Source organism: Enterococcus sp. DIV0236, from assembly GCF_050558525.1.
GTDB classification, from domain to species: Bacteria; Bacillota; Bacilli; order Lactobacillales; family Enterococcaceae; genus Enterococcus; species Enterococcus faecalis.
The window spans coordinates 2,198,988-2,220,686 of sequence record NZ_CP187891.1 but is presented as its reverse complement, the minus strand read 5'-3'; the positions used below and the strand labels follow the sequence as shown (position 1 = coordinate 2,220,686).

The 21,699-nt window shown below is 36.8% G+C and carries 23 protein-coding genes; 19 read left to right on the top strand and 4 right to left on the bottom strand.

Features of this window, described 5'->3' with window-relative positions:
* Window positions 1–15: 15 nt before the first annotated feature.
* From IGK27_RS10615 to IGK27_RS10550, 14 genes are all read left to right on the top strand, one after another.
* Entirely contained in the window at window positions 16–783 is a 768-nt protein-coding gene (locus IGK27_RS10615; protein ID WP_002356382.1) for an ABC transporter ATP-binding protein, read from the top strand.
* Window positions 773–2,869 carry an ABC transporter permease gene (locus IGK27_RS10610; protein ID WP_033626663.1) on the top strand — a complete coding sequence of 699 codons (2,097 nt, stop codon included), beginning with the start codon at window positions 773–775 and terminating at the stop codon, window positions 2,867–2,869. Before IGK27_RS10615 ends, IGK27_RS10610 begins: the two co-directional genes overlap by 11 nt.
* Window positions 2,870–3,072: 203 nt before the next feature.
* The gene (locus IGK27_RS10605; protein ID WP_002356384.1) at window positions 3,073–3,222 is read left to right on the top strand and encodes a teichoic acid D-Ala incorporation-associated protein DltX; all 150 of its coding nucleotides are present in this window, start codon (window positions 3,073–3,075) and stop codon (window positions 3,220–3,222) included.
* A 14-nt stretch (window positions 3,223–3,236) separates the two neighbouring features.
* Window positions 3,237–4,757, top strand: a complete 1,521-nt coding sequence (gene dltA, locus IGK27_RS10600) for a D-alanine--poly(phosphoribitol) ligase subunit DltA (protein WP_002368807.1) — start codon at window positions 3,237–3,239, stop codon at window positions 4,755–4,757.
* Window positions 4,754–5,959 carry a D-alanyl-lipoteichoic acid biosynthesis protein DltB gene (dltB, locus tag IGK27_RS10595; RefSeq protein ID WP_010776061.1) on the top strand — a complete coding sequence of 402 codons (1,206 nt, stop codon included), beginning with the start codon at window positions 4,754–4,756 and terminating at the stop codon, window positions 5,957–5,959. Before dltA ends, dltB begins: the two co-directional genes overlap by 4 nt.
* 32 nt (window positions 5,960–5,991) lie before the next feature.
* Window positions 5,992–6,228: a D-alanine--poly(phosphoribitol) ligase subunit DltC gene (gene dltC, locus IGK27_RS10590; RefSeq protein WP_002356389.1), complete on the top strand. Its 237-nt coding sequence runs from the start codon at window positions 5,992–5,994 to the stop codon at window positions 6,226–6,228.
* Window positions 6,228–7,502 (top strand): D-alanyl-lipoteichoic acid biosynthesis protein DltD, encoded by a 1,275-nt coding sequence (gene dltD / locus IGK27_RS10585; protein WP_002359447.1) that lies wholly within the window; start codon window positions 6,228–6,230, stop codon window positions 7,500–7,502. Before dltC ends, dltD begins: the two co-directional genes overlap by 1 nt.
* Window positions 7,503–7,714: 212 nt before the next feature.
* Window positions 7,715–8,797, top strand: a complete 1,083-nt coding sequence (locus IGK27_RS10580) for a M42 family metallopeptidase (protein ID WP_002362323.1) — start codon at window positions 7,715–7,717, stop codon at window positions 8,795–8,797.
* A gap of 20 nt (window positions 8,798–8,817) precedes the next feature.
* The gene (locus tag IGK27_RS10575) at window positions 8,818–9,609 is read left to right on the top strand and encodes a DUF975 family protein (RefSeq protein WP_002365061.1); all 792 of its coding nucleotides are present in this window, start codon (window positions 8,818–8,820) and stop codon (window positions 9,607–9,609) included.
* A 145-nt stretch (window positions 9,610–9,754) separates the two neighbouring features.
* Window positions 9,755–10,495 carry an MBL fold metallo-hydrolase gene (locus tag IGK27_RS10570; RefSeq protein WP_002356393.1) on the top strand — a complete coding sequence of 247 codons (741 nt, stop codon included), beginning with the start codon at window positions 9,755–9,757 and terminating at the stop codon, window positions 10,493–10,495.
* A gap of 32 nt (window positions 10,496–10,527) precedes the next feature.
* Window positions 10,528–11,532, top strand: a complete 1,005-nt coding sequence (locus tag IGK27_RS10565) for a lipoate--protein ligase (protein WP_002356394.1) — start codon at window positions 10,528–10,530, stop codon at window positions 11,530–11,532.
* Window positions 11,533–12,146: 614 nt separating this feature from the next.
* Window positions 12,147–12,836 (top strand): O-methyltransferase, encoded by a 690-nt coding sequence (locus IGK27_RS10560; RefSeq protein ID WP_002381418.1) that lies wholly within the window; start codon window positions 12,147–12,149, stop codon window positions 12,834–12,836.
* A 240-nt stretch (window positions 12,837–13,076) separates the two neighbouring features.
* On the top strand, window positions 13,077–13,640 hold the full coding sequence (ahpC, locus tag IGK27_RS10555) for an alkyl hydroperoxide reductase subunit C (RefSeq protein ID WP_002367212.1): 564 nt from the start codon (window positions 13,077–13,079) through the stop codon (window positions 13,638–13,640).
* A 96-nt stretch (window positions 13,641–13,736) separates the two neighbouring features.
* Entirely contained in the window at window positions 13,737–15,419 is a 1,683-nt protein-coding gene (locus tag IGK27_RS10550) for an FAD-dependent oxidoreductase (RefSeq protein WP_033626664.1), read from the top strand.
* 99 nt (window positions 15,420–15,518) lie between these two features.
* Here the strand turns inward: IGK27_RS10550 and IGK27_RS10545 are convergent, their stop codons facing one another.
* The 3 genes from IGK27_RS10545 to IGK27_RS10535 all read right to left on the bottom strand — a co-directional run bounded on the left by IGK27_RS10545 (window position 15,519) and on the right by IGK27_RS10535 (window position 17,553).
* The gene (locus IGK27_RS10545; RefSeq protein ID WP_002378638.1) at window positions 15,519–16,109 is read right to left on the bottom strand and encodes a hypothetical protein; all 591 of its coding nucleotides are present in this window, start codon (window positions 16,107–16,109) and stop codon (window positions 15,519–15,521) included.
* Between the two features lie 120 nt (window positions 16,110–16,229).
* The gene (locus tag IGK27_RS10540; RefSeq protein ID WP_002356400.1) at window positions 16,230–16,763 is read right to left on the bottom strand and encodes a 3'-5' exonuclease; all 534 of its coding nucleotides are present in this window, start codon (window positions 16,761–16,763) and stop codon (window positions 16,230–16,232) included.
* Window positions 16,764–16,797: 34 nt separating this feature from the next.
* Complete coding sequence (locus tag IGK27_RS10535; protein ID WP_033626665.1) at window positions 16,798–17,553, bottom strand: exodeoxyribonuclease III; 756 nt, start codon at window positions 17,551–17,553, stop codon at window positions 16,798–16,800.
* Between the two features lie 206 nt (window positions 17,554–17,759).
* Between IGK27_RS10535 and IGK27_RS10530 the strand changes: the two genes are divergently transcribed.
* A complete protein-coding gene (locus IGK27_RS10530; RefSeq protein ID WP_002359452.1) occupies window positions 17,760–18,674 on the top strand; it encodes a Gfo/Idh/MocA family protein in 915 nt (304 codons plus the stop codon).
* 86 nt (window positions 18,675–18,760) lie between these two features.
* Window positions 18,761–19,648, top strand: a complete 888-nt coding sequence (murB, locus tag IGK27_RS10525; RefSeq protein WP_002387193.1) for a UDP-N-acetylmuramate dehydrogenase — start codon at window positions 18,761–18,763, stop codon at window positions 19,646–19,648.
* A 73-nt stretch (window positions 19,649–19,721) separates the two neighbouring features.
* Here murB and cbpA read toward each other — a convergent pair whose 3' ends face one another.
* A complete protein-coding gene (gene cbpA, locus IGK27_RS10520) occupies window positions 19,722–20,360 on the bottom strand; it encodes a cyclic di-AMP binding protein CbpA (RefSeq protein WP_002365057.1) in 639 nt (212 codons plus the stop codon).
* A gap of 285 nt (window positions 20,361–20,645) precedes the next feature.
* On the opposite strand from cbpA, the gene rpmG reads away from it, so the two are divergent.
* From rpmG to nusG, 3 genes are all read left to right on the top strand, one after another.
* A complete protein-coding gene (gene rpmG, locus IGK27_RS10515; protein ID WP_002356408.1) occupies window positions 20,646–20,798 on the top strand; it encodes a 50S ribosomal protein L33 in 153 nt (50 codons plus the stop codon).
* A 20-nt stretch (window positions 20,799–20,818) separates the two neighbouring features.
* Window positions 20,819–20,989, top strand: a complete 171-nt coding sequence (gene secE, locus IGK27_RS10510) for a preprotein translocase subunit SecE (protein ID WP_002356409.1) — start codon at window positions 20,819–20,821, stop codon at window positions 20,987–20,989.
* 124 nt (window positions 20,990–21,113) lie between these two features.
* Complete coding sequence (nusG, locus tag IGK27_RS10505; RefSeq protein WP_002384070.1) at window positions 21,114–21,659, top strand: transcription termination/antitermination protein NusG; 546 nt, start codon at window positions 21,114–21,116, stop codon at window positions 21,657–21,659.
* Window positions 21,660–21,699 lie beyond the last annotated feature (40 nt).

Here is a 21,699-nt window from a genome sequence, read left to right as displayed (position 1 = left end):
GTTGGAGCGAGAAAAATGAAAAAAATTGTAGAAGTAAACCATGTCAGCAAGACATATGGTCGTTTAAATAATAAAACAGAAGTATTAGATAATATTTCGTTTACCGTTGATGAAGGCGAATTTGTGGGGATTATGGGTCCCAGCGGTGCTGGGAAATCGACACTGTTGAATGTCTTATCCTCGATTATTTTGCCAACCGCAGGAATCGTGCGCATCGCCGGACAAGATATTTTAAAAATGCGAGATAATCAATTAAGTGATTTTCGGAGAAACGAAATGGGGTTTATTTTTCAATCGTTTAACCTAATTGATACGTTAAATGTGAAGGACAATATTCTGTTGCCTTTAGCTGTAGAAAAAGTTTCATTAGAAGAAATGGATAAACGTTTGTTACATGTGACTTCGATTTTGGGGATTCAGGAGCTTTTATCTGCTTATCCACCAGAGATATCTGTGGGACAAAAACAACGGGTAGCAGCTGCTCGTGCTTTGATTACGAACCCTAAAATTATTTTTGCAGATGAACCAACTGGCTCACTGGATTCAAAATCAGCAACAGAATTGTTGAAATATTTAGCTGAAATTAATCTGCATGATGATGCCACAATTTTGATGGTGACACATGACCCGTACACGGCCAGTTTTTGCAATCGCATCTTATTCATTAAAGACGGTGCGATTTTCTCAGAAGTTGTTCGTCAAGGATCACGTAAGGAATTTTTTAATCGTGTGATAGATATGCAAGCAACGATTGGTGGAGGCGGGCGCGCAAATGATTTTTAAACTATCATTAAAAAATTTAAAAGCTCATGTACCTAACTATCTGGTTTATTACATTAGTATGACTTTTGCAGCGGTCGTTTATTATTGTTTCCGTGCGATTGCTTACAACCAGCCTCTTGTCGCAGGTGCAGGCCGTGATATCGAAATTAAGCGATCTTTAGGACTTGGTAGTACCTTAGTCACCATTATTATTTTGGGCTTTATGTTGGCAGCAAATCGTTTTTTTATAGGAAAACGTAGCCAAGAAATTGGCTTGTATCGATTAATTGGCTTGAGAAAGAGCCAAGTTTCACTAATTTTTTTAGTAGAAAATTTAGTTTTAGGCTTTGTTTCACTAATTAATGGAATTATTTTAGGAGTGATTTTCACCAAGTTGTTTTCAATGATTTTAGCCAAAGTTATGTTTTTAGAAGTCCCCAGTTTCTTCTATATTTCTTGGCGTTCCGTTATTGAAACCGGTGTAGCTTTTGCATTTATGATTTTGATTGTCTGCTTAAGAAGTATTTGGATGATTTATCGTTATCCATTGTCGCAGCTTATGCACCAAGAAAAAATTGGTCAAATTAATTATAGTCGTTTAACGAAACGGCGGCAGTTTCTAGGTATTTTAGGACCTATTTGTTTACTGGCTGGTTATTTTATTGCGTTTGATTTTCGGAATTTAGCGACAGGTATTGTGTATAAACAATTAAATGATTCATTGGATATCTCGATTCCGATGATTATTACATTGACGCCTTTTATCATTTTGGGTCTCTGTGTGGTGGGAACTTATTTATTTTTCCGTTATACCATGTATTTTATCATTCGCTTATTTAATCATAGAAAAAAATGGTATTACCAAGATTTACGTATGATTACTTTAGGCAATGCCAAACGCTACTTATTTAAAAGTAGCAAAACACTCACTGGTTTGACCTTGTTAATTGCGACAGCCTTGAGTGGGATCGGCGTGATGGTTTTTGTGTATACGATTAGTATGCACACGGTCAACAGTGATGGCCCCGTGGACTTTTTAGTTTCACAGGAAAGCTATCCTAAATTGAAGAAAGTTCTCGATGAAGCGAAGGACACCAAAATAAAAAATGAAGTGACACTTTCTTATAAAATTACTGGAATTGAACGCAGTTTGCGAATTGGTCAAGCGCAAGAGGAACAAGAAACGATTGAAGCAGTTAATGTTTTATCCTTCTCAAATTACCGCAACTATCAAAAAATTAATCCTTATTTAAACGATTTACATTTAAAAAATGACCAAAGTGTTATCTATATGGATAGCTTTACCAATATTTTAAGTGGTATGTCTCGTTATGAATCGAAACTGCAATTTGTTGAAGGGGAGAAGGCACAATTGCAACAAGTGCTGCCTAACTATCTAGGCAATTTTTTATTACAATATTCCTTACCAACGATTGTCGTTTCCGATGCCCTTTATCAGAAAGTGACAAAAAATTCCATTCAGTATCAGATTAACGCCGTAAATGTTGACACGAAAAGCCGTGAAAAACTTTATGAAGCCGTAAATAAACAGATTGCCACAGAATGGCAAGCGCCAATTTTGTATAAGTATGAAAAAAATAACCAGCAGTTGAGTGGTTTTGCCAAACAAATGCCTAACGAAGAGGTAAAGAATACGCAAGATGATGTCACAGAAACTTGGCGGCTAAATATGAATGATCGCTACGCCTCTTTACGCTATGAACGAAAAATTAACGGCTTGACTTTATATGTCTCCATGTTTGTGGCAATTTTAGCGTTGTTTATTACGGGCAGTATTTTGATGTTACGACAACTGTTTTCAGCTGTAAGTGAGCGTCAAGATTACGTGACTTTAAAACGGATGGGTGTTTCTAGTAAAGCGATAACTAAGCAAATTTATCGACAGAATAGTTTGATTTTCTTTCCGCCGATGGTCATTGGGATTTTGCATACTACCTTTGCCATTTATTTGCTAAGCCAATTTATTAAGAGTCCAGGATATTTGTTAGTATATCTTTCTTGTGGAATCTTAATAATTGTTTATCTAATTTTTTATATTTTAACGTCTGCCATTTATGCGCGGATGATTCGACACATCAATTTTTAAAAAACTGTAAAAGCCGTTGTGAAGCGGTTTTTACAGTTTCTTTATGCGAAAAAATTATGAGAGTTCCGTTTATGAAAATCATGAAAATTTAAGAAGTGACGAAATTGTTAGTTTTTTTATTAAATTGTAAGAAATTTCAATGGACTTTGCTGAAATATAGCATAAAATAATGGATAGCGATTAACCTTAGGAGGTGAATGATAATGAAAACAACTTTTCAGAAAATTCTCAATAACGAAAGTCTTAAATTCATCGGTAAAACGTTATTTTATTCTTTCATTGTCATTGCATTAATTTATCTTTATCATTACAAGAATATCAATGGAGGAACCTTCATTTATAACGAGTTTTAAGGAGGCGGCTATACATGGAAAAAGTAATTAATATGATTCAAACGATTGATGAATGGGCACGTAAAGAACCCCAACGTCCTGTTTATTTAACCGAAGAAAAAGTCTCTACGTATGGAGAGTTAAAAGAAAAGTCAGACAATCTAGCCGCTTATTTAGCTGAGCTGAAAACGGACAAGTCAGCGATTGTCGTATACGGAGAATTAGATTTTGAAATGATTGTGAGTTTTTTAGGCGCATCGAAAGCTGGTTTTAGCTATATCCCCATTGATGCACATACACCAAAAGAACGCATTGAACTAATTCTAAACGTAGCCAAACCAACCGCAGTGATTGCTGTGCATGAATGGCCTGAGTTAGCCACCGAAGTGCCAGTAATTACGGCGGAAGAATTAACAGAAATGATGATGCATGCACCTCGGCATGCGCCTGCGTTGACGCCTGTCACAGGAGCAAGTAATTACTATATCATTTTCACTTCAGGGACAACTGGCGTACCAAAGGGTGTGCAAATCAGCCATGATAATTTAGTTAGCTTTACGAATTGGTTGTTGCAAGATTTTGGTTTAGAAGAAGGGGCCCGCTTTTTAGCACAGGCACCTTATTCGTTTGATTTATCGGTGATGTCTATTTATCCCGCATTGGCGTTAGGCGGCTCATTAACTCCGTTACCCAATGAAATCATTAACGATTTTAAACAATTATTTACGCGTTTGCCACAATTAACAATCGACGTCTGGGTTTCAACACCGTCCTTTATTGAATTGTGTCTAATGGAACCAAGCTTCGATGGTGAACATCTACCAGCACTGCGCACGTTTTTATTCTGTGGAGAAGAATTACCAAAACCAACAGCTGAGAAATTAGCCGCTCGTTTCCCAACTGCGCATATTTATAATACGTATGGGCCGACAGAAGCGACTGTAGCGATTAGTGCCATTGAAATCACTCAAGAAGTTTTAAAAAGTGTTCAACGTTTACCAATCGGGTATGTGAAAGAGGATACGCAAATTTATATTATGGAAGGCATGTCAAAATTACCTGCAGGTGAAATTGGTGAAATCGTCATTGCTGGACCAAGTGTTTCCAAAGGCTATCTAAATAATCCTGCGAAAACAGCTGAAGCTTTTTTCCAATTAGATGGCGTACCAGCTTATCGCACAGGCGATGCTGGAAAGTTAGTCGATAACCTATTGCAGTATGAGGGACGCTTAGATTTTCAAATTAAATTGCATGGCTACCGCATTGAGTTAGAAGAAGTGGATCATCACTTAACGAATGTTTCCTACGTGAAACAAGCAGTCGTTGTGCCGAAATATCAAGGAAATAAAGTCCAACAATTAATTGCCTATGTCGTTCCGCAAGCACATGAATTTTCAAGTGATTTTCAATTAACTAAGGCAATTAAACAAGAATTAGCCACGTTGACAATGGACTATATGATTCCGCAAAAATTTGTATATGTTGAACAATTACCTTTGACAAGTAATGGCAAAATTGATCGGAAAGGGTTGATGAATGAGGTGAATGCCACATGATGAATTTTCCTCATATGATTCCCTATAATGCGCCGTATTACTTTGTTCTGCTAATTGCGGCCTTGTTGCCGATGATTTTAACTTTAGCCATTAAAGGGACACGTTGGTCTTGGTACCAAACACTCGTGACACTGGTCTTTCTATATATCAGTTTTGGTGGCGAATTTTGGCAACAAGGAGTCGCTCTGATTGTATATGTTATTTATCAGACGTTACTAACGTGGGGCTATGCGGCTTATCGAAAAAATAAAAATGCAGGTTGGGTCTTTTATCTGGCTGTCTTTTTAGCTATATTACCGCTTGTTTGGGTGAAAGTTTCTCCCTTCATGACAGGCAAAACAACCTTACTTGGCTTTTTAGGGATTTCTTATTTAACCTTTAAAGCGGTCCAAGTGGTCATGGATTTACGGGATGGCGTAATGAAAGAATATCATCCGTTTCGTTACATTCAGTTTCTCTTGTTTTTCCCGACTATTTCTTCAGGACCCATCGATCGTTATCGGCGCTTTGAAAAAGATTTGAAAAACCCGCCGAGTGCGGAGAAATATTTAGACTTTTTAGAAAAAGGAATTTTTTATTTATTTCTAGGATTTTTATATAAGTTTATTATCAGTCATTATCTTGGTGGTGTCTTTTTACCACATGTGGAAAAAATGGCCTTGGCACAAGGTGGTTTATCCTGGTGGACAGTCGGCTATATGTATAATTACAGTTTGTATCTATTCTTTGATTTCGCAGGCTATAGTTTACTGGCCGTTGGCACAAGTTATTTAATGGGCTATGATACACCAATGAACTTTAACAAACCGTTCCTAAGTTGGAATATTAAAGAATTCTGGAATCGTTGGCACATGACCTTATCTTTTTGGTTCCGTGATTACATTTACATGCGCTTAATGTTTTTCTTAATGAAAAAGAAAGTCTTTAAGAGTCGGATTGTGACTTCTAATATTGGTTACTTTGCGTTGTTCTTAATTATGGGCATTTGGCATGGATTAACGTGGTTCTACATCGCTTATGGGCTCTACCATGCAACACTAATTTGTGTAACAGATGCTTGGCTACGTTTTAAGAAAAAACATAAAGACAAGATACCATCAAACAAATTTACACATGCATTTGCAGTCTTTTTAACTTTCCAAGCGGTTTGTGTCAGCTTCCTGATTTTCTCAGGATTTTTAGACAAACTATGGTTTAAATAAATAAAAATAAAAATATAAAGGGGCAATTTATAATGAACATTCAAGAAACAGTATTAAACATTTTAGAAGATATTACAGGAACAGACGAAGTTGTGAACAATCAAGACATTCAATTATTTGAAGAAGGATTATTGGACTCTTTAGCGACGGTTCAATTATTAGTAGAAATTGAAGGACAATTAGGAATCCAAGTTCCTGTATCAGACTTTGACCGTGAAGTATGGGGAACACCAAAACAAATCATTCAACAAGTGGAAGCTTTACAATAATGTCTAGAAAAAAACGACTAATCAGAATCTTAGGTCCAGTGCTTTGTTCAGCGGTCTTGGTTGCAGTGTTCTTTTTTGCACCGTTCAGAATCAATTTAACTTCCGAAAAAACGTTGAAGGAAGCATCAACGTCAATGGCACCGAACGTTTTAAAAGGCAATGTGATTAAAAACAAAGCAGTGGCTTCTGGTAAATATGTTCCTTTTTTTGGCTCTTCTGAATTAAGTCGATTTAGTGCTTTCCACCCTAGTGTGCTCTCTGAAAAGTATCAACGGAACTACCGACCGTTTTTACTAGGAGAAGCGGGCACACAGTCATTAACCCAAGCAATGGTCATTCATTCGATGGGCGATGCGATTGCCAATAAGAAAGCGGTCTTTATTTTATCTCCGCAATGGTTTGTCAAAAAGGGTGTACCTAATGATAGTTTTGGTGCACACTATTCACAATTACAAACCTATCAATGGTTAGCTAATTTAACCGAATTAACCAGCGGTGACCAATATCTAGCACAACGTTTGACCAAATTTCCAGTTGTTCAAAAAGACAAAGTCTTAATGGAAACTTTGGCAAATCTGCAGGCAGGGCAACTTCCCCAACGCTCTCAACGAGATTATTTTATAATGAATCTCCGTTTCTTGAATCGTGAAGATGAATTGTTTAGCCAAATTGGCATGGTTAGCAGAGAACCAATTGTTGAAAAAGATATGAAACAATTACCTGCTACTTATAATTTTAATGAATTAGATCAGCTAGCTGGAAAAATTGCGGCAAAAGCCATTAATAATAATAAATTTGAAATTAGTAACGGTTTTTATCGCCAACGGATTAAACCAGTTTTACCGAAATTAGCTCATTCACAAAAGAAATGGGATTATCGTTTTTCTCCAGAATATGGTGATTTCCAAGCTGCGTTAGAACAGTTAGCAGAAAAAAATGTCGATGTTTTATTTGTAATCCCACCTGTTAACAAACGTTGGTCGGACTATACGGGCTTGTCACAAGATATGTTGCAACAAGTAGCACGCAAGCTGAAATATCAACTTCAAGAGCAAGGCTTTACTAACATTGCTGACTTCTCAACATGTAGTAATGAACGTTACTTTATGGCGGACACGATTCATTTAGGTTGGCGTGGTTGGCTCGCTGTTGATCGTCAAGTAGATGAATTTATGAAACAACCTGCGCCTAAAAAGTTAGCGTATCAAATTGATGATCGTTTTTATCAGACAGATTGGCAACAACAAAATCCATTAGTCTTACCTCAATTTTAAGAAGGCAAGATGGATCAAGTACCAATTATCTGAAGCGGACTAGAAGCGCTTCGTAACAATGAAAATAGCCTGTACCTGCCGTTGAATAACGAGCGTGCAGGCTGTTTTTTCGTTTATTTTTAGTGGAGAACGTTGCTCAATTTATTTTTTGTAAGTATTTTTTTAGTTCGTGGTATAATGGATAAAATTGGTTTTTGAGGGGAGTTATTTTTATGGATGCAAAAGAAGAAAAAATGTTAATTGATTTAACAAGTGCTAAAGGGATTGCTGGGAATGAAGACGAAGTACGTTCGTTATTTAAAAAGTATGCAGCACCGTATGCGGATAAATTTTTATATGATGGCCTTGGCAGTATTATTGCAAAAAATGTTGGTGATAAAGAAGGACCAAAAGTCTACATTTCTGGGCATATGGATGAAGTCGGTTTCATGGTTACCCAAATCACAGAAAAAGGCTTTTTAAAATTTCAAACCGTTGGCGGTTGGTGGGGGCAAGTGATGTTGGCCCAACAAGTTCAGATTAAAACCACGACTGGTAAGGTTTACCATGGTGTCATTGGGTCTAAACCACCGCATGTGTTAACAGCGGAAGTTCGTAACAAACCCTATGAGATTGCAGATATGTTTATTGATATTGGTGCAAGTAGCGATCAACAAGTTGCAGAATGGGGGATTCATCCAGGAGATATGGTGACACCATATATTGACTATCGTCGCATGAATGATACAAAATTTTTATTGGCAAAAGCGTGGGATAACCGAATTGGTACGGCCGTTTCATTAAAAGTTTTAGAAAATTTAGCGACAGCAGGGCACCCCAATATTTTATTTGCAGGCAGTGATGTGCAAGAAGAAGTGGGGCTACGCGGTGCGCAAACAAGTACGCATCTTGTGAATCCAGACATAGCGTTTGCTTTAGACACAGGAACAGCTGGTGACACACCAGGAATGACACCTAAAGAAGCCGACTCTGTTTTAGGTGAAGGACCACAAATTTTGATTTATGATGCATCGATGATTCCGCATAAAAAATTACGTGATTTTGTTATTCAAGTGGCGGAAGAAAATAACATTCCCTTCCAATATACAGTGATTACAGGGGGAGGTACGGATGCTGGCCGCATGCATTTAACGCGCAACGGGATTCCATCATTAGCCATCACGGTGCCTGTTAGATATCTGCATTCACATACCTCAGTTATTCATGAAGATGATTATTTCAACACAGTCAAATTAGTCACAGAAGTGGTGAAACGTCTAGATAAAGAAACAGTCGCTAAATTGACTAGTTATTAGTTTCAGAAAGGATGGAATGAATGAAAAGTTTAGTAACAAATTCGCAACATCGTGCCAATGCTCGCAGAGCTCTTGATGGGCAATGGGGGATCATGGCTTGGTTAACTTTCTTAGGAGTGGTTTTACAGAGCTTCTTAACATCGATTGTGCAAAATTTATTTTCTGGTGAAAATCAAGTTTTTCAAAGTAGTTTTGCCGCAGTATTACTGCAAATTTTTGTTTTATTCGCGTTAAGTTATGCGCTATATTACGCAGCCTTGAAGGTGTTGCGTGGTGAAAAGGTGCGGGTCAATATTTTAATGAGTGTTTTTCAAGGAAAATATTATGGTCCGCTATTTGTGGTCAACCTACTTCAAAAAGTACTTGAACGTGTAATTGGTTTGTTATTTTTGTTACCAATTTTATTTGGGGCAGGGACAACCTTGTATTTCAAATTGATGTTTAATACAGTTACACCAGAGGAAATCCAAGCCTTTTTCTTAAATGATTTTTCCTTTTTCCTAGCATTTGGCGTTGCCACTATCTTAATCTTTTTAATTGGTTTATTTGTGAGTGGCGTTTTTCAATTTGCTGTGTGGCTACGTTTTGATAATCCAGAACTGCCAATTATGATGGCATTGAAACAGGCGTTATATTTAATGAAAAATCGTTTTTGGCAATATTTATGTTTACAATTTTCTTTTATTGGTTGGTATATTGTGGGCTTTTTAGCTATTGGTATCGGTCTATTATGGGTGATTCCTTATAACTATGTAGCGTTAGCTAGTTTTTATCAAACTGCCTTAGAAGAAAAAGGTTTAGCCGAAGAATAAAAAAGAAGCTTGAATCCTTCGTTATCTCGACAAAGGGTTCAGGTTTTTTCTTTGGTCTTTTTGTGAAAATTTAAGCGTTTTAACCTCGTTTTTCCGTTATTTTATGGTAACATGGAAGTATCGTATTGAAGGAGGTTGTCCACACATGAAATTGACTGTCTTAGGCTGTTTAGGTGCTTATCCATACAAAGGAGAAGGAACGAGTTCCTATTTGTTAGAATCTGAAGGCTTTCATTTGCTTATTGATGCAGGCAGTACGACATTAGTGCGTTTAGAAAACTATCTAGATCCATTGAAATTAGATGCTGTCATTCTGTCGCATTACCATCATGACCATATCGCAGATTTAGGTGTTTTACAATATTATCGTCAGCTTTATCCAACGCTGGAACCGACGCCTATTTTGCCAATATATGGCCATACACAAGATCAAATGCATTTCAAAGAACTAACGCTTCCTAACGTTTCCGAAGGGAAAGAGTATTTTGAAGCAGAAGAGTTGGCAGTAGGACCATTTTTAATTACTTTCATGGAAACGATTCATCCTGTCACTTGTTACGCGATGCGGATTGTTGAAAAAGCGACTGGCAAAGTCTTTGTCTTTACAGGAGACTCTGGTTACTTAGCAAGTTTTGAAGACTTTGCAAAAGACGCTGATTTATTCTTAGCGGATACGTACTTATTTGAAGGTAATGAACGACATCATGCACATTTTACATCAAGAGAAGCGGGTGAAATTGCCAAAGCAGCACAAGTCAAACAATTGATGTTGACCCATTTACCACAGCATGGGTCATTGGAACAACTACGGGAAGAAGCGCAAAACTATGCTGGAACGGAAATTCCAGTGACATTAGCCCAACCAGATTTAACAGTTGAGATTTAAAAAAGTAACTATACCAAGGGAGAGAACCGATTGTGATTTTTGTACCGAATGAAAATAATGACCCACGAGTGAACTTAGCAATTGAAACATATTTGTTAACAGAAATGCCTTTAGATGAGCCCATCCTTTTATTTTACATTAACGAGCCGTCAATCATTATTGGCCGTAACCAAAATACAATTGAAGAAATTAACAAAGAATATGTAGATGAGCACGGCATTCATGTTGTTCGTCGCTTAAGTGGCGGCGGCGCCGTTTATCATGATCATGGTAATTTGAATTTTAGTTTTATTATGCCAGATGACGGCAACTCTTTCCGTGATTTCGCAAAAGTTACCCAACCAATTATCCAAGCATTGCACGACTTAGGCGTTGAAGGTGCCGAATTAAAAGGGCGCAATGACCTAGTGATTAATGATATGAAGTTTTCAGGAAATGCGATGTACGCTACCAACGGCCGCATGTTTGCACATGGAACCTTAATGTTTGATAGTGATATTGATGAAGTTGTAAATACATTGAAAGTACGGAAAGATAAAATCGAATCTAAAGGTATCAAGTCTGTTCGTTCACGGGTAACAAACATTAAACCATTTTTATCTGAAGATAAACAAGAGATGACAACGGAAGAATTCCGCCAAGAAATTCTTTTGAAAATTTTCGGCGTAGATTCGATCGACCAAGTTAAAACGTATGAATTAACTGATCAAGACTGGGCGGCTATTAACAAAATTTCAGAGCAATACTATCGCAATTGGGATTGGAATTATGGTAAATCACCTGCATTTAACTTAGAACGTCGCCATCGTTTTCCAATTGGCTCAATTGAAATGAAAATGAATGTGGCGGATGGTGCCATTCAAGAAATTAAAATCTTTGGGGACTTCTTTGGGCTTGGTGAAATTAAAGATGTTGAAGATATTTTAACCGGCGTGAAATACGATAAAGCTTCTTTAGAAGAAGCCATTGATCAAATTGACGTTAAAAAATACTTTGGAAATATCGAAAAAGAAGATTTGCTTGGGTTAATTTATTAAAAAAAAAGACAGCCGTTTCAAACGGTTGTCTTTTTTCTAGCTAAAAAATAATGTTTAGCTTTTAGAAAGGTAGTGCTATGTGCAAAATCGTCGAAACGATTTTTATCAGGGAACTATCAAATAGCTCGCCTGCATATGTACTTGAACCAAGTCAAGTCCGGGAATTTGGTTATGTGCTTCACTATAAATCACTATCTGTAAAGAGTATACAAGATTTCCTTTCTTTTGTGATATCAAATTTTTACAGACAAAGTAGTAAAATTTGACGTTTCTTATTTTAGCAAGGTTATAGGCTTGTTTTGGGGCTTGAATTAGCAAGAATTAATAGTGATTTAAGGGAAAATATTAACATATGTAGAAGTATTTTTATAAGAAATAACGAGAAAAAATCAATAAGTATGTTCTTGAGGGCTACTTTTTGACGTTTTCTAATTAAAACTTAATAAAAAATAGCAGAAACAAAGAAAAAATGTGCTTACAAGAAGTAATCCGCACTTAGCTAGGAAGTTAAGAATGTGCATGTTATTTTCAAACAAATAATAAGAATCCTATTTCAATCCTTTACAGAGGAACAAGGACTTCGTATAATAAAGGGACGAAAAGGAGCGAAAGTGATGAGAAACGAAATGATGCATCGACCAGTCGTTAAACCAGAATTGGTTGAGTATATGCGTACAAAACAAAAGAAACTTCCCGGAGAATTAGGTGCAGTGGAGGCGGAAGCCAATGAAGCAGGGGTGCCGATTATTCCACACGAAACAGTAGTTTTTCTACAATTTTTGCTAGGACAACTAAAGCCCAAAAATATTTTAGAAATCGGGGCAGCAATTGGTTTTTCTTCAAGCTTGATGGCTCAATTTGTTGGTGAAGATGGTCACGTGACCACGATTGATCGTTTTGACGTAATGATAAAAAAAGCGAAGAAAACCTACCAACGCCTAGACTTAGAAGAAAAGGTCACTCTTTTAGAAGGTCAAGCAGCTGAGATTCTACCAACGTTGGAAGGACCTTATGACTTTATTTTTATGGATAGTGCCAAATCAAAATACATTGAATTTTTACCTGAATGTTTACGGTTGCTACCAGTTGGCGGCGTTTTGATGGTGGATGATGTATTTCAAGCTGGGACAATTTTAGACCCTGCTGAGGAAGTACCGAAAAAAAATCGAGCGATTCATCGTAAATTAAACCAATTTTTAGATGTAGTCATGGCTCACCCTGATTTAACTTCTACTTTAGTTCCTCTTGGTGATGGAGTTATTTTAATTACCAAAGAGAAAGAAACGATTATTTTAGATAGTTAAAGAATGTCTTCACAAAAAGAAAGCGAATCATTAAAAAGCAAGTTCTTTTAATGATTCGCTTTCTTTTTTATGTTATTTAAAAAGTTATCTCACTATTTCTAATTGAGAATGATAATCATAAAATTCTCAATAGGACAGTATTATGTGTTAATAAAACCTCGTTTGTTTATAATTATTCTATTGACGGAATAATTATAAACTGTTATCCTTAAAGAGTAAAAAAACAGAGGAGGAACGACAATGAATTTAATTAATCAAAAACTTTTTGACTTTGAATGTGATGCCTATCACGATGGTGAATTTACACGAGTATCAACAGAAGATATTTTAGGAAAATGGAGTATTTTCTTCTTTTATCCAGCTGATTTTTCTTTCGTGTGTCCTACGGAATTAGGGGATATGCAAGAGCATTATGCGCATTTACAGGAATTAAATTGTGAGGTTTACTCTGTTTCAGAAGATAGTCATTATGTGCATAAAGCATGGGCTGATGCTACAGAAACGATTGGAAAAATTAAATATCCAATGTTAGCCGATCCCAACGGTCAACTTGCTCGTTTCTTTGGTGTTTTAGATGAAGCTTCTGGAATGGCTTACCGTGCTTCATTTATTGTGAGTCCAGAAGGGGACATCAAATCTTATGAAATCAACGACATGGGTATTGGTCGTAATGCTGAAGAACTTGTTCGTAAATTAGAAGCTTCTCAATTTGTAGCAGAACATGGTGATAAAGTTTGTCCAGCCAATTGGCAACCAGGAGAAGAAACAATTGCGCCAAGCTTAGATTTAGTTGGTAAAATTTAAATTCGCTTTGTAAATAGAGGTCAAAGAGTTGGATAAAACAGAGAAAATGTTTTGTTCAGCTCTTTTTCTGAAACACAGAAGAAAGAGGAGAATCAAGTGACAGAAGAAATCTACGATTTGATTATTATTGGTGGCGGCTCAGCTGCTTTATCTGCAGGTATCTATGCAGGTCGCGCAATGATGGATACCTTAATTATTGAAAAAGACAAAATTGGTGGACAAGTAACGACGACTTCTGAAATTGTGAACTATCCAGCGATTCGTCACACAACAGGTCCAGAACTAATGGAAGAAATGCGCATTCAAGCACAAGACTTCGGTGTAGCTTTTACAAAAGACGAGATTATTGATGTTGATTTTAGTCAAACGATAAAAACTGTTCAATCGGCGAGTCAAACCTACCAAGCATATGCAGTATTGATTGCGACAGGGGCCTCTGCTCGTAAAATTGGTTTCCCTGGTGAAAGTGAATTTACAGGACGCGGCGTGGCCTATTGTTCTACTTGTGATGGGGAGTTTTTCCAAGGCCTAGATATTTTTGTGATTGGTGGCGGTTATGCAGCAGCGGAAGAGGCCGTTTATTTGACACGTTACGGTAAATTAGTAACGATGATTATCCGAGAACCTGATTTTACATGTGCAAAATTAACTGCGGAGGCGGCTAAAAATCACCCGAAAATTAAGATTGTTTATAACACAGAAGTGAAAGAAATTACGGGAGATGATTTTGTCCGAAAAGCTGTGTTTGTCAATAACCAGACGGGAGAAGAAACGGTTTATGAAGCACCAAAAGACAGTACATTTGGTCTGTTTGTTTTTGCTGGAAATAAACCAAGTACAGAAATTTTTGAAGGAAAAATTGCCTTAGACCGTGGGTATGTGCCAACAACTGAGAATATGGAAACCAATATTTCTGGAGTTTATGCAGCAGGAGATTTACGAATAAAAGAATTACGTCAAATTGTGACGGCGGTTGCAGACGGTGCAATTGCCGCCACTCATGCGCAACGTTACGTGACAGAACAAAAAACACAGGCGGGCCAACCGATTGTAACGAAGCGAATGACTGAACGATTAGCTAATCAATCTGCCCCTGAAACAAGCAGTCAGCAATCAAAAGAAAAACAGCCAGCGAAAGTTACTGGTAAGCATCAGTGGTTCCCAGAAAGTATGCGCCAACAATTAAGCGGTATTTTCGCTAAACTAACCAAAAAAGTGACATTGCTTCAGTTTTTGGATGCAAGTGATGAAAAATCATTGGAACTTCAGTCATTCTTAACAGAATTTGCAAGTCTGGATCAGAAGATTACTTTAGAAACGATTTTGAAAGATACTGAGCCAGCCAAAGAATTGCTGTATGGGATTGAAAAAATGCCTAGCGTTGTGCTCTTAGATACGGCAGGAAACTATACAGGAATTAAATTTAGTGGTATTCCTAGTGGCCATGAAGTAAACTCGTTGGTTTTGGCGGTTTATAATGTCGGCAGCGAGGGGCAGCCGTTAGAAGCAAGTCTGCAAAAGAACATACTTGCATTGCCAAAAAGAAAAATAGAAATCTTTGTTTCACTAACATGTCATTTCTGTCCCGATGTCGTGGCGGCTTGCCAACGTATTGCATCAATTAATCCTCATGTGGAAGCAGAAATGGTGGACATTAGTCTATTTCCAGAGTTGAAAAAAGAAAAGAAAATTATGAGCGTTCCAGCAATGCTGATTGATGGCGAACAAATGATTTTTGGTTCAAAAACAATGACCGAAATTATTGAAGCCTTGGCTTAAAAGAGGCGGAAAAAGTAATTAACCTAAAGAACCTAAGTCATTCAAAAAAGTGAGAAATACGTCGAGATGACGTATTTCTCACTTTTTTCGCATAGTTAGTCAAGTATCTCTTTTGATTAGGCGATTGAGTTTCCTAAAAAGAATTAAAAAGACACAACAGCAAATGAACAATAGGCTTCCTGTTAGTGGTAAAAAGATACCTTGCATGTAGCTATCGATATGCATTAAACCAGGTACCTCGCTGAAAAAATCATGGATAAACTGTTGAATGAGCTTATTAGCTAGAAAAGCAGCTAAAGGCAAAACAAAAATCAAATAATAGATGGGTTGTAAGGCATAGCTAATTAAAATTTGTAATTTTGTCGTACCTAAAAGAGCTAAGATCAGTAAGTCGTTTTTTTGCTCTAAAAAAGTTAGGAAGAAAGTTCGGCAAATATAACTAATCAGGAAGAAAAAGAGTGTTCCAGCGCTGATTCCAGCCAAACCTCTGAAAATTGTCAAGGGAGGAATCACTGCATAATTATCAAGAAGAATCATTTGTGAAAGCCATCGAGAAAACAACAAAGTCAATAATAGAGCAGAAAAAGTCAGAAAACTAATAATAAAGATAAGAATCAACGTACTAAATTGGTTTTTTGAGCGCCACGCATTTTTGAGAGAGTCTGTGAATAAGTAAAGAATCGAATACATCATCGCGTCCTTTCTGAAAAATTTTTGGTCTAGAGGAAAAGTTATGTAAAAGAAAAGACGTTATCTCCTGCCAACTAGCCACTGAAAGAGATAACGCCCTTGCTGGAAACAAGAACTGGATTATTTCACCAATACTAATTTTTTTAAAGGTTCAACCCCAAATCGTTGTTCTTGCTGTAAAAGAATTTCGGCACAAGCTCGGCTATCTTCTAAAGCATCATGATGATTATTTAAAGTGATATTGAGGTTTTCACAAACGGTATTTAATTTATGATTAGGAAATTCAGGAAACAGTTTGCGACTCGTTTTGACTGTACATAAAGAAAGGTAATTAGGTTGTTCTAAGCCATAGTAATCTAAACAGCCAGCCAAAACACTACAATCGAAACTTGCATTGTGAGCGACCACTAACCGATTTGGTTGAAAACAATGCTGAATTTGTTGCCATACTTCAGGGAATTTGGGCGCATTGACAACATCTGATTCATGAATGCCGTGAATTTGCGTATTCCGCCAGAAAAAAGGTGTTTCTGGTTTGATTAACGTGTAAAATTCATCCACAATCCGACTATTTTCTACTTTAACAATTGCAATGGAACAGGCACTATGTTTATCATAACTAGCTGTTTCAAAGTCAAAAGCGTAAAAGTTCATTAAAAAAAACTCCTTTCAACGCGTTGAGTAACACTTAAAAATCAAGTACAACTTCCACTGGACAATGATCACTACCAAGAATATCTGTATGGATTTTAGCACTGACTAAACGTTCATTCAAGGATTCTGACACAACGAAATAGTCAATCCGCCATCCTGCGTTATTTTTTCGTGCGTTAAAGCGATAACTCCACCATGAGTAGATGCCTTCAGCTTCTGGATAAAAATAACGGAATGTATCAGTGAAGCCACTGTCTAACAACTCAGTAAATTTTTGCCGTTCTTCAGGCGTGAACCCCGCATTTTTTTGATTGGTTTTCCAATTTTTTAAATCAATCTTTTGATGAGCTACGTTTAAATCACCGCAAAGAATTACGGGTTTTTCTTGATTTAATTCGTTTAAATAGGCACGAAAAGCATCTTCCCATGTCATTCGATAAGCTAAACGCTTTAGTTCAGCTTGTGAGTTTGGTGTGTAGCAAGTGACCATGAAAAATTCTGGATATTCTAAAGTGATCACGCGGCCTTCTTGATCGTGAGCCTCGATACCTAAGCCATAGCGAACACTTAATGCTTCTTCTTTAGCGAAAATTGCTGTGCCAGAATAGCCTTTTTTTTCGGCGTAATTCCAATACTGATGATAGCCAGAAAGTTCTAAATCAATTTGCCCAGCTTGTAATTTTGTTTCTTGTAAACAGAAAAAATCTGCATCTAATTCATTAAAAACATCCATAAAATTCTTTTTAACAACCGCTCGTAAGCCGTTGACATTCCAAGAAATACATTTCATTGTTGAAACTCCTTTCAAATAAGAAACGCTTTTGCTCGTTTCAGTGCAAACCAGAACCAAAGAAAAGGTCGCTTGGTACTTTCTTCTATTCTAATACTTTTTAAAGAAGTTTTAAATACTTGAAAAGAAAAAGAGAAAATGACTGATTTTTGGAAAGAAGTAGTCTATGATAAAATAGTAAAAAGAGCAGAAATGAGGACAAACGAATGAAAATTGGAGTCATTGGTTTAGGAAATATTGCACAAAAAGCGTATTTGCCAACTTATAGTGAATGCCGCCACTTGGCAGAGTTTGTATTAGCAACTAGAAACCCAGAAACACGACAAAAAATCGCTGATCAGTATGGCTTTACAGAAACCGTTGGGACCATAGAAGAATTGATTGAAGCAAAGATTGATGCTTGTTTTGTCCATGTAGCCACAAAAGTGCATGGTGCAGTCGTTCGCCAATTATTACAGGCTGGTATTCACGTCTTTGTGGACAAACCTTTAAGTGAAGAGCTTGCTGAAGTCAAAGAATTACAAGCATTGGCAGCAGCCAAAAATCTGCGCCTGATGGTTGGCTTCAATCGTCGTTTTGCCCCTTATACGGAAGTATTGAAAAATATTCCTGAAAAACAAACAATTTTTATTAAAAAGAACCGCATCAATACAACGAGAGAAACAAGTTTTATGATGTATGATTTATTTTTACATGTCGTTGATACCGCAGTTTATTTAGCGGAAGGACCGCTCCACGTGGTGCAGTCAAAATTAGTGGAAGAAAACGGTCATTTAAAACGAGCAATTTTACAATTAGAAACCGAACAGACAACGATTGTTTGTTCCATGGATTTACACTCTGGGGCCAATACAGAAACTTTTGAAGTCACCAGCCCCACAGGTACTTATCGCTTGGAAAATTTAACGCATTTGACCATCCAAACAGAAGAAGAATACCAAGTAAAAGAGATGGGAGATTGGACGCCAACATTGGAAAAAAGAGGTTTTTACCAAATGGTTACTGCTTTCATTCAGGCTATTCAAAAACCGCAAGAGCAAGAGTTAAAACAAGAAAAAGTCTATGAAAGTCATGCGTTATGTGAAGAAATGCTACGCCAACAACAACGGCATGTTCTTTAAAGAGGACTAGCAACTTTCTTTCTATCATGCTAGAATAAGACAGATATTTTGAAAAGAAAGGACTAACTTTCGTGAACACTAAAGCTATGTTAGAAACATTAAACGAAATTACTTTATTAGTAGATGAACCATTAAAAAACGTAACCTTTACCAAAACAGGCGGCCCAGCTGATGTGTTGGCCTTACCCAAAACAAAAAAAGAAGTCGAAGAGATTGTGGCGTATTGCCGAGAACAAGGACTTTCATGGTTAGTATTAGGCAATGCTAGCAACTTGATTGTTCGTGATGGCGGTATTCGCGATGTCGTGATTATGCTAACAGAAATGAAAGAAATCAAAGTAGCCGGTACCACCATGATTGTGGATGCTGGTGCCAAGCTGATTGATACAACCTACGAAGCCTTAGCAGCTGATTTAACTGGTTTTGAATTTGCTTGTGGCATTCCGGGAAGTGTCGGTGGTGCTGTTTATATGAATGCTGGAGCATACGGCGGGGAAATTAAAGATGTTTTCCAATCTGCAGAAGTGCTGTTGGCAGATGGAACTATCCAAACAATGACGAAAGAAGACCTGAATTTCCGTTATCGTCATAGTGAAATTCAAGAATTACATTGTATTGTCTTGCAAGCTACGTTTGCTTTAGAAAAAGGGAATCATGCAGAAATTAAAGCCCAAATGGATGAATTAACGGAACTTCGTGAACTGAAGCAACCGCTAGAGTATCCCTCTTGTGGCAGTGTCTTTAAACGCCCTGTTGGTCATTTTACAGGGAAATTAATCCAAGACGCTGGCTTACAAGGCTTAAAATGGGGCGGTGCTCAAATTTCCGAAAAGCATGCGGGATTTATTGTTAACATCGATCATGCAACCGCAACAGATTATGTGGAATTAATTGCACATATCCAAGAAGTGATTAAAGAAAAATTTGATGTTGAATTGCAAACGGAAGTTCGAATTATTGGTGAAGAAGTCTAAAAAATAAGCTAGGGAGGCAAGTCATTTTGACTTGCCTCCCTAGCTTTAAATCCTAAGATAAAGGTCGTAAATTTTACTCGTCTTCTAAATTTTCCAATTCTACAACTTTAAAGTTTTTCCGCTCTAAATGTTCTACAATGGCTGTACACGTTTCGGCAGTTGTGCCGGCTGGTAAAGTAATAAGTGTGCGACGAACAAATTCTTCACTATCGACATCCAATGTAATACAGCTGGCGATGCTGCTATATTTGGCAATGATTTTTGAAATGGCTGCTAAGTCGCCTTGTTGACCAACTGAAGCAATTGTTAAAACGTAGCTCCCTTGTTTTACATTCCAAGATTGCGCTAAAATATTTAATAAGGTGCTGTGTGTTAAAATGCCGTAAAAATAATTATTTTCATCTAAAACAGCAATGTAAGGCAGTTCTTTAATAGTAAAAAATACCTTGAAAAATGAAGTGTTGACATAAATAAATTTTGTAGCATTTTTTAACAAATAGGTAACAGGTAAACTCATATCGCCACCGTTTGCTTTATGGCGGTAAATATGCATTTTATAAATATTTCCTCGGAAAATTTTTCCAGATTCGTCTAAAATTGGGACACAACGGTAACCTGAGTCTTCTAAAATAGAAAGAGCTTCTTCTAGAGTACAAGATTCATTGACGGTTGTTAAATTATCTTTTTTAATAACTACAGATTTTAATAACATAAACAGGCCTCCTAAGGGTTCATTTTTAATAAATTTATCATATCATAACTTAGCAGAAAACAATAGCTGAGACCTCAGAATAAAAGCAATTTTGTTAAAATAAATAGAAAATAAAGAAAAATCAGATATTTTATAAAAGAAATCAAGCACGTATTCGCGATAATGGTAAAAAATTACGTAAGAATCGGCACAGCGCTTCTTTAAAAAGTAAATTAAACTTTGACAACTTTTTCGAATAATGGTACTGTTAAGAAGTAAATTTGTGAATAGAGGAGGTCGAAGAACATGGCAACAAAGAAAGCAGCTCTTGCTTGTTCCGTTTGTGGCTCTCGCAACTATTCTAAATCCGTTAGTGAAGGTAAACGTGGCGAACGCTTAGAAATCAATAAATTCTGTAAATATTGTAATCAATACACGTTACATAAAGAAACGAAATAGATTTAGAGGAGGGTATCAACATGAAATTTTTCCGCAGCGTTGCTGATGAGATGAAGCAAGTAACTTGGCCAACAAAAAAACAATTGCGTAAAGATACATTAGTTGTAATTGAAACATCTATTTTATTTGCAGCATTGTTCTTTATCATGGATACTGTTATCCAAACGGCATTTGGCTGGATTTTAAAATAATTAATTCTAGTATTTCCCGACGAGGGGTGCTATAATAGTATTCGAGAAAAAGCTTCGGGAAACTGAGCTTTTTTTATTTGCTCGAAAAAAATAAACTAAAACATTTAAAGGAGCCGAATCAGTAATGGAAACTTTTGAAAGAAATTGGTACGTATTGCACACCTATTCAGGCTATGAAAATAAAGTAAAAGCAAACATTGAATCACGTGCACAAAGCATGGGGATGGGCGATTATATTTTTCGTGTCGTTGTACCAGAAGAAACAGAAAAAGAAGTCAAAAATGGTAAAGAAAAAGAAATCGTTCATAAAACTTTCCCTGGTTATGTGTTAGTGGAAATGATTATGACCGATGATTCTTGGTATATTGTTCGTAACACGCCAGGCGTAACTGGTTTTGTAGGCTCACATGGTGCCGGTAGTAAACCCGCTCCTTTATTACAAGAAGAAATTAACCACATTTTACGTTCAATTGGCATGAGCACCCGTCAATCAGACTTAGAAGTAGCGCTAGGCGATACAGTGAAAATTATCGAAGGTGCCTTTTCTGGTCTTGAAGGTGTTGTGACAGAAATCGATGAAGAAAAACAAAAATTAAAAGTAAACATCGATATGTTTGGTCGTGAAACAAGTACAGAATTAGACTTTGAACAAGTCGATAACATTGATTAATAAACAAGCTGACAAACTATTGTTCAGCTGATTGATACAG

Bases quoted from the DNA above. Each gene is read 5' to 3' on its own strand.
- IGK27_RS10575 (WP_002365061.1), top strand. From the start codon at position 8,818: ATGAAAAGTTTAGTAACAAATTCGCAACATCGTGCCAATGCTCGCAGA.
- cbpA (WP_002365057.1), bottom strand. From the start codon at position 20,360: ATGTTATTAAAATCTGTAGTTATTAAAAAAGATAATTTAACAACCGTC.
- dltD (WP_002359447.1), top strand. From the start codon at position 6,228: ATGTCTAGAAAAAAACGACTAATCAGAATCTTAGGTCCAGTGCTTTGT.
- IGK27_RS10610 (WP_033626663.1), top strand. From the start codon at position 773: ATGATTTTTAAACTATCATTAAAAAATTTAAAAGCTCATGTACCTAAC.
- IGK27_RS10580 (WP_002362323.1), top strand. From the start codon at position 7,715: ATGGATGCAAAAGAAGAAAAAATGTTAATTGATTTAACAAGTGCTAAA.
- dltA (WP_002368807.1), top strand. From the start codon at position 3,237: ATGGAAAAAGTAATTAATATGATTCAAACGATTGATGAATGGGCACGT.
- IGK27_RS10530 (WP_002359452.1), top strand. From the start codon at position 17,760: ATGAAAATTGGAGTCATTGGTTTAGGAAATATTGCACAAAAAGCGTAT.
- IGK27_RS10570 (WP_002356393.1), top strand. From the start codon at position 9,755: ATGAAATTGACTGTCTTAGGCTGTTTAGGTGCTTATCCATACAAAGGA.
- IGK27_RS10560 (WP_002381418.1), top strand. From the start codon at position 12,147: ATGAGAAACGAAATGATGCATCGACCAGTCGTTAAACCAGAATTGGTT.
- nusG (WP_002384070.1), top strand. From the start codon at position 21,114: ATGGAAACTTTTGAAAGAAATTGGTACGTATTGCACACCTATTCAGGC.
- secE (WP_002356409.1), top strand. From the start codon at position 20,819: ATGAAATTTTTCCGCAGCGTTGCTGATGAGATGAAGCAAGTAACTTGG.
- dltC (WP_002356389.1), top strand. From the start codon at position 5,992: ATGAACATTCAAGAAACAGTATTAAACATTTTAGAAGATATTACAGGA.
- IGK27_RS10615 (WP_002356382.1), top strand. From the start codon at position 16: ATGAAAAAAATTGTAGAAGTAAACCATGTCAGCAAGACATATGGTCGT.
- IGK27_RS10545 (WP_002378638.1), bottom strand. From the start codon at position 16,109: ATGTATTCGATTCTTTACTTATTCACAGACTCTCTCAAAAATGCGTGG.
- IGK27_RS10540 (WP_002356400.1), bottom strand. From the start codon at position 16,763: ATGAACTTTTACGCTTTTGACTTTGAAACAGCTAGTTATGATAAACAT.
- murB (WP_002387193.1), top strand. From the start codon at position 18,761: ATGTTAGAAACATTAAACGAAATTACTTTATTAGTAGATGAACCATTA.
- IGK27_RS10535 (WP_033626665.1), bottom strand. From the start codon at position 17,553: ATGAAATGTATTTCTTGGAATGTCAACGGCTTACGAGCGGTTGTTAAA.
- ahpC (WP_002367212.1), top strand. From the start codon at position 13,077: ATGAATTTAATTAATCAAAAACTTTTTGACTTTGAATGTGATGCCTAT.
- IGK27_RS10605 (WP_002356384.1), top strand. From the start codon at position 3,073: ATGAAAACAACTTTTCAGAAAATTCTCAATAACGAAAGTCTTAAATTC.
- rpmG (WP_002356408.1), top strand. From the start codon at position 20,646: ATGGCAACAAAGAAAGCAGCTCTTGCTTGTTCCGTTTGTGGCTCTCGC.
- dltB (WP_010776061.1), top strand. From the start codon at position 4,754: ATGATGAATTTTCCTCATATGATTCCCTATAATGCGCCGTATTACTTT.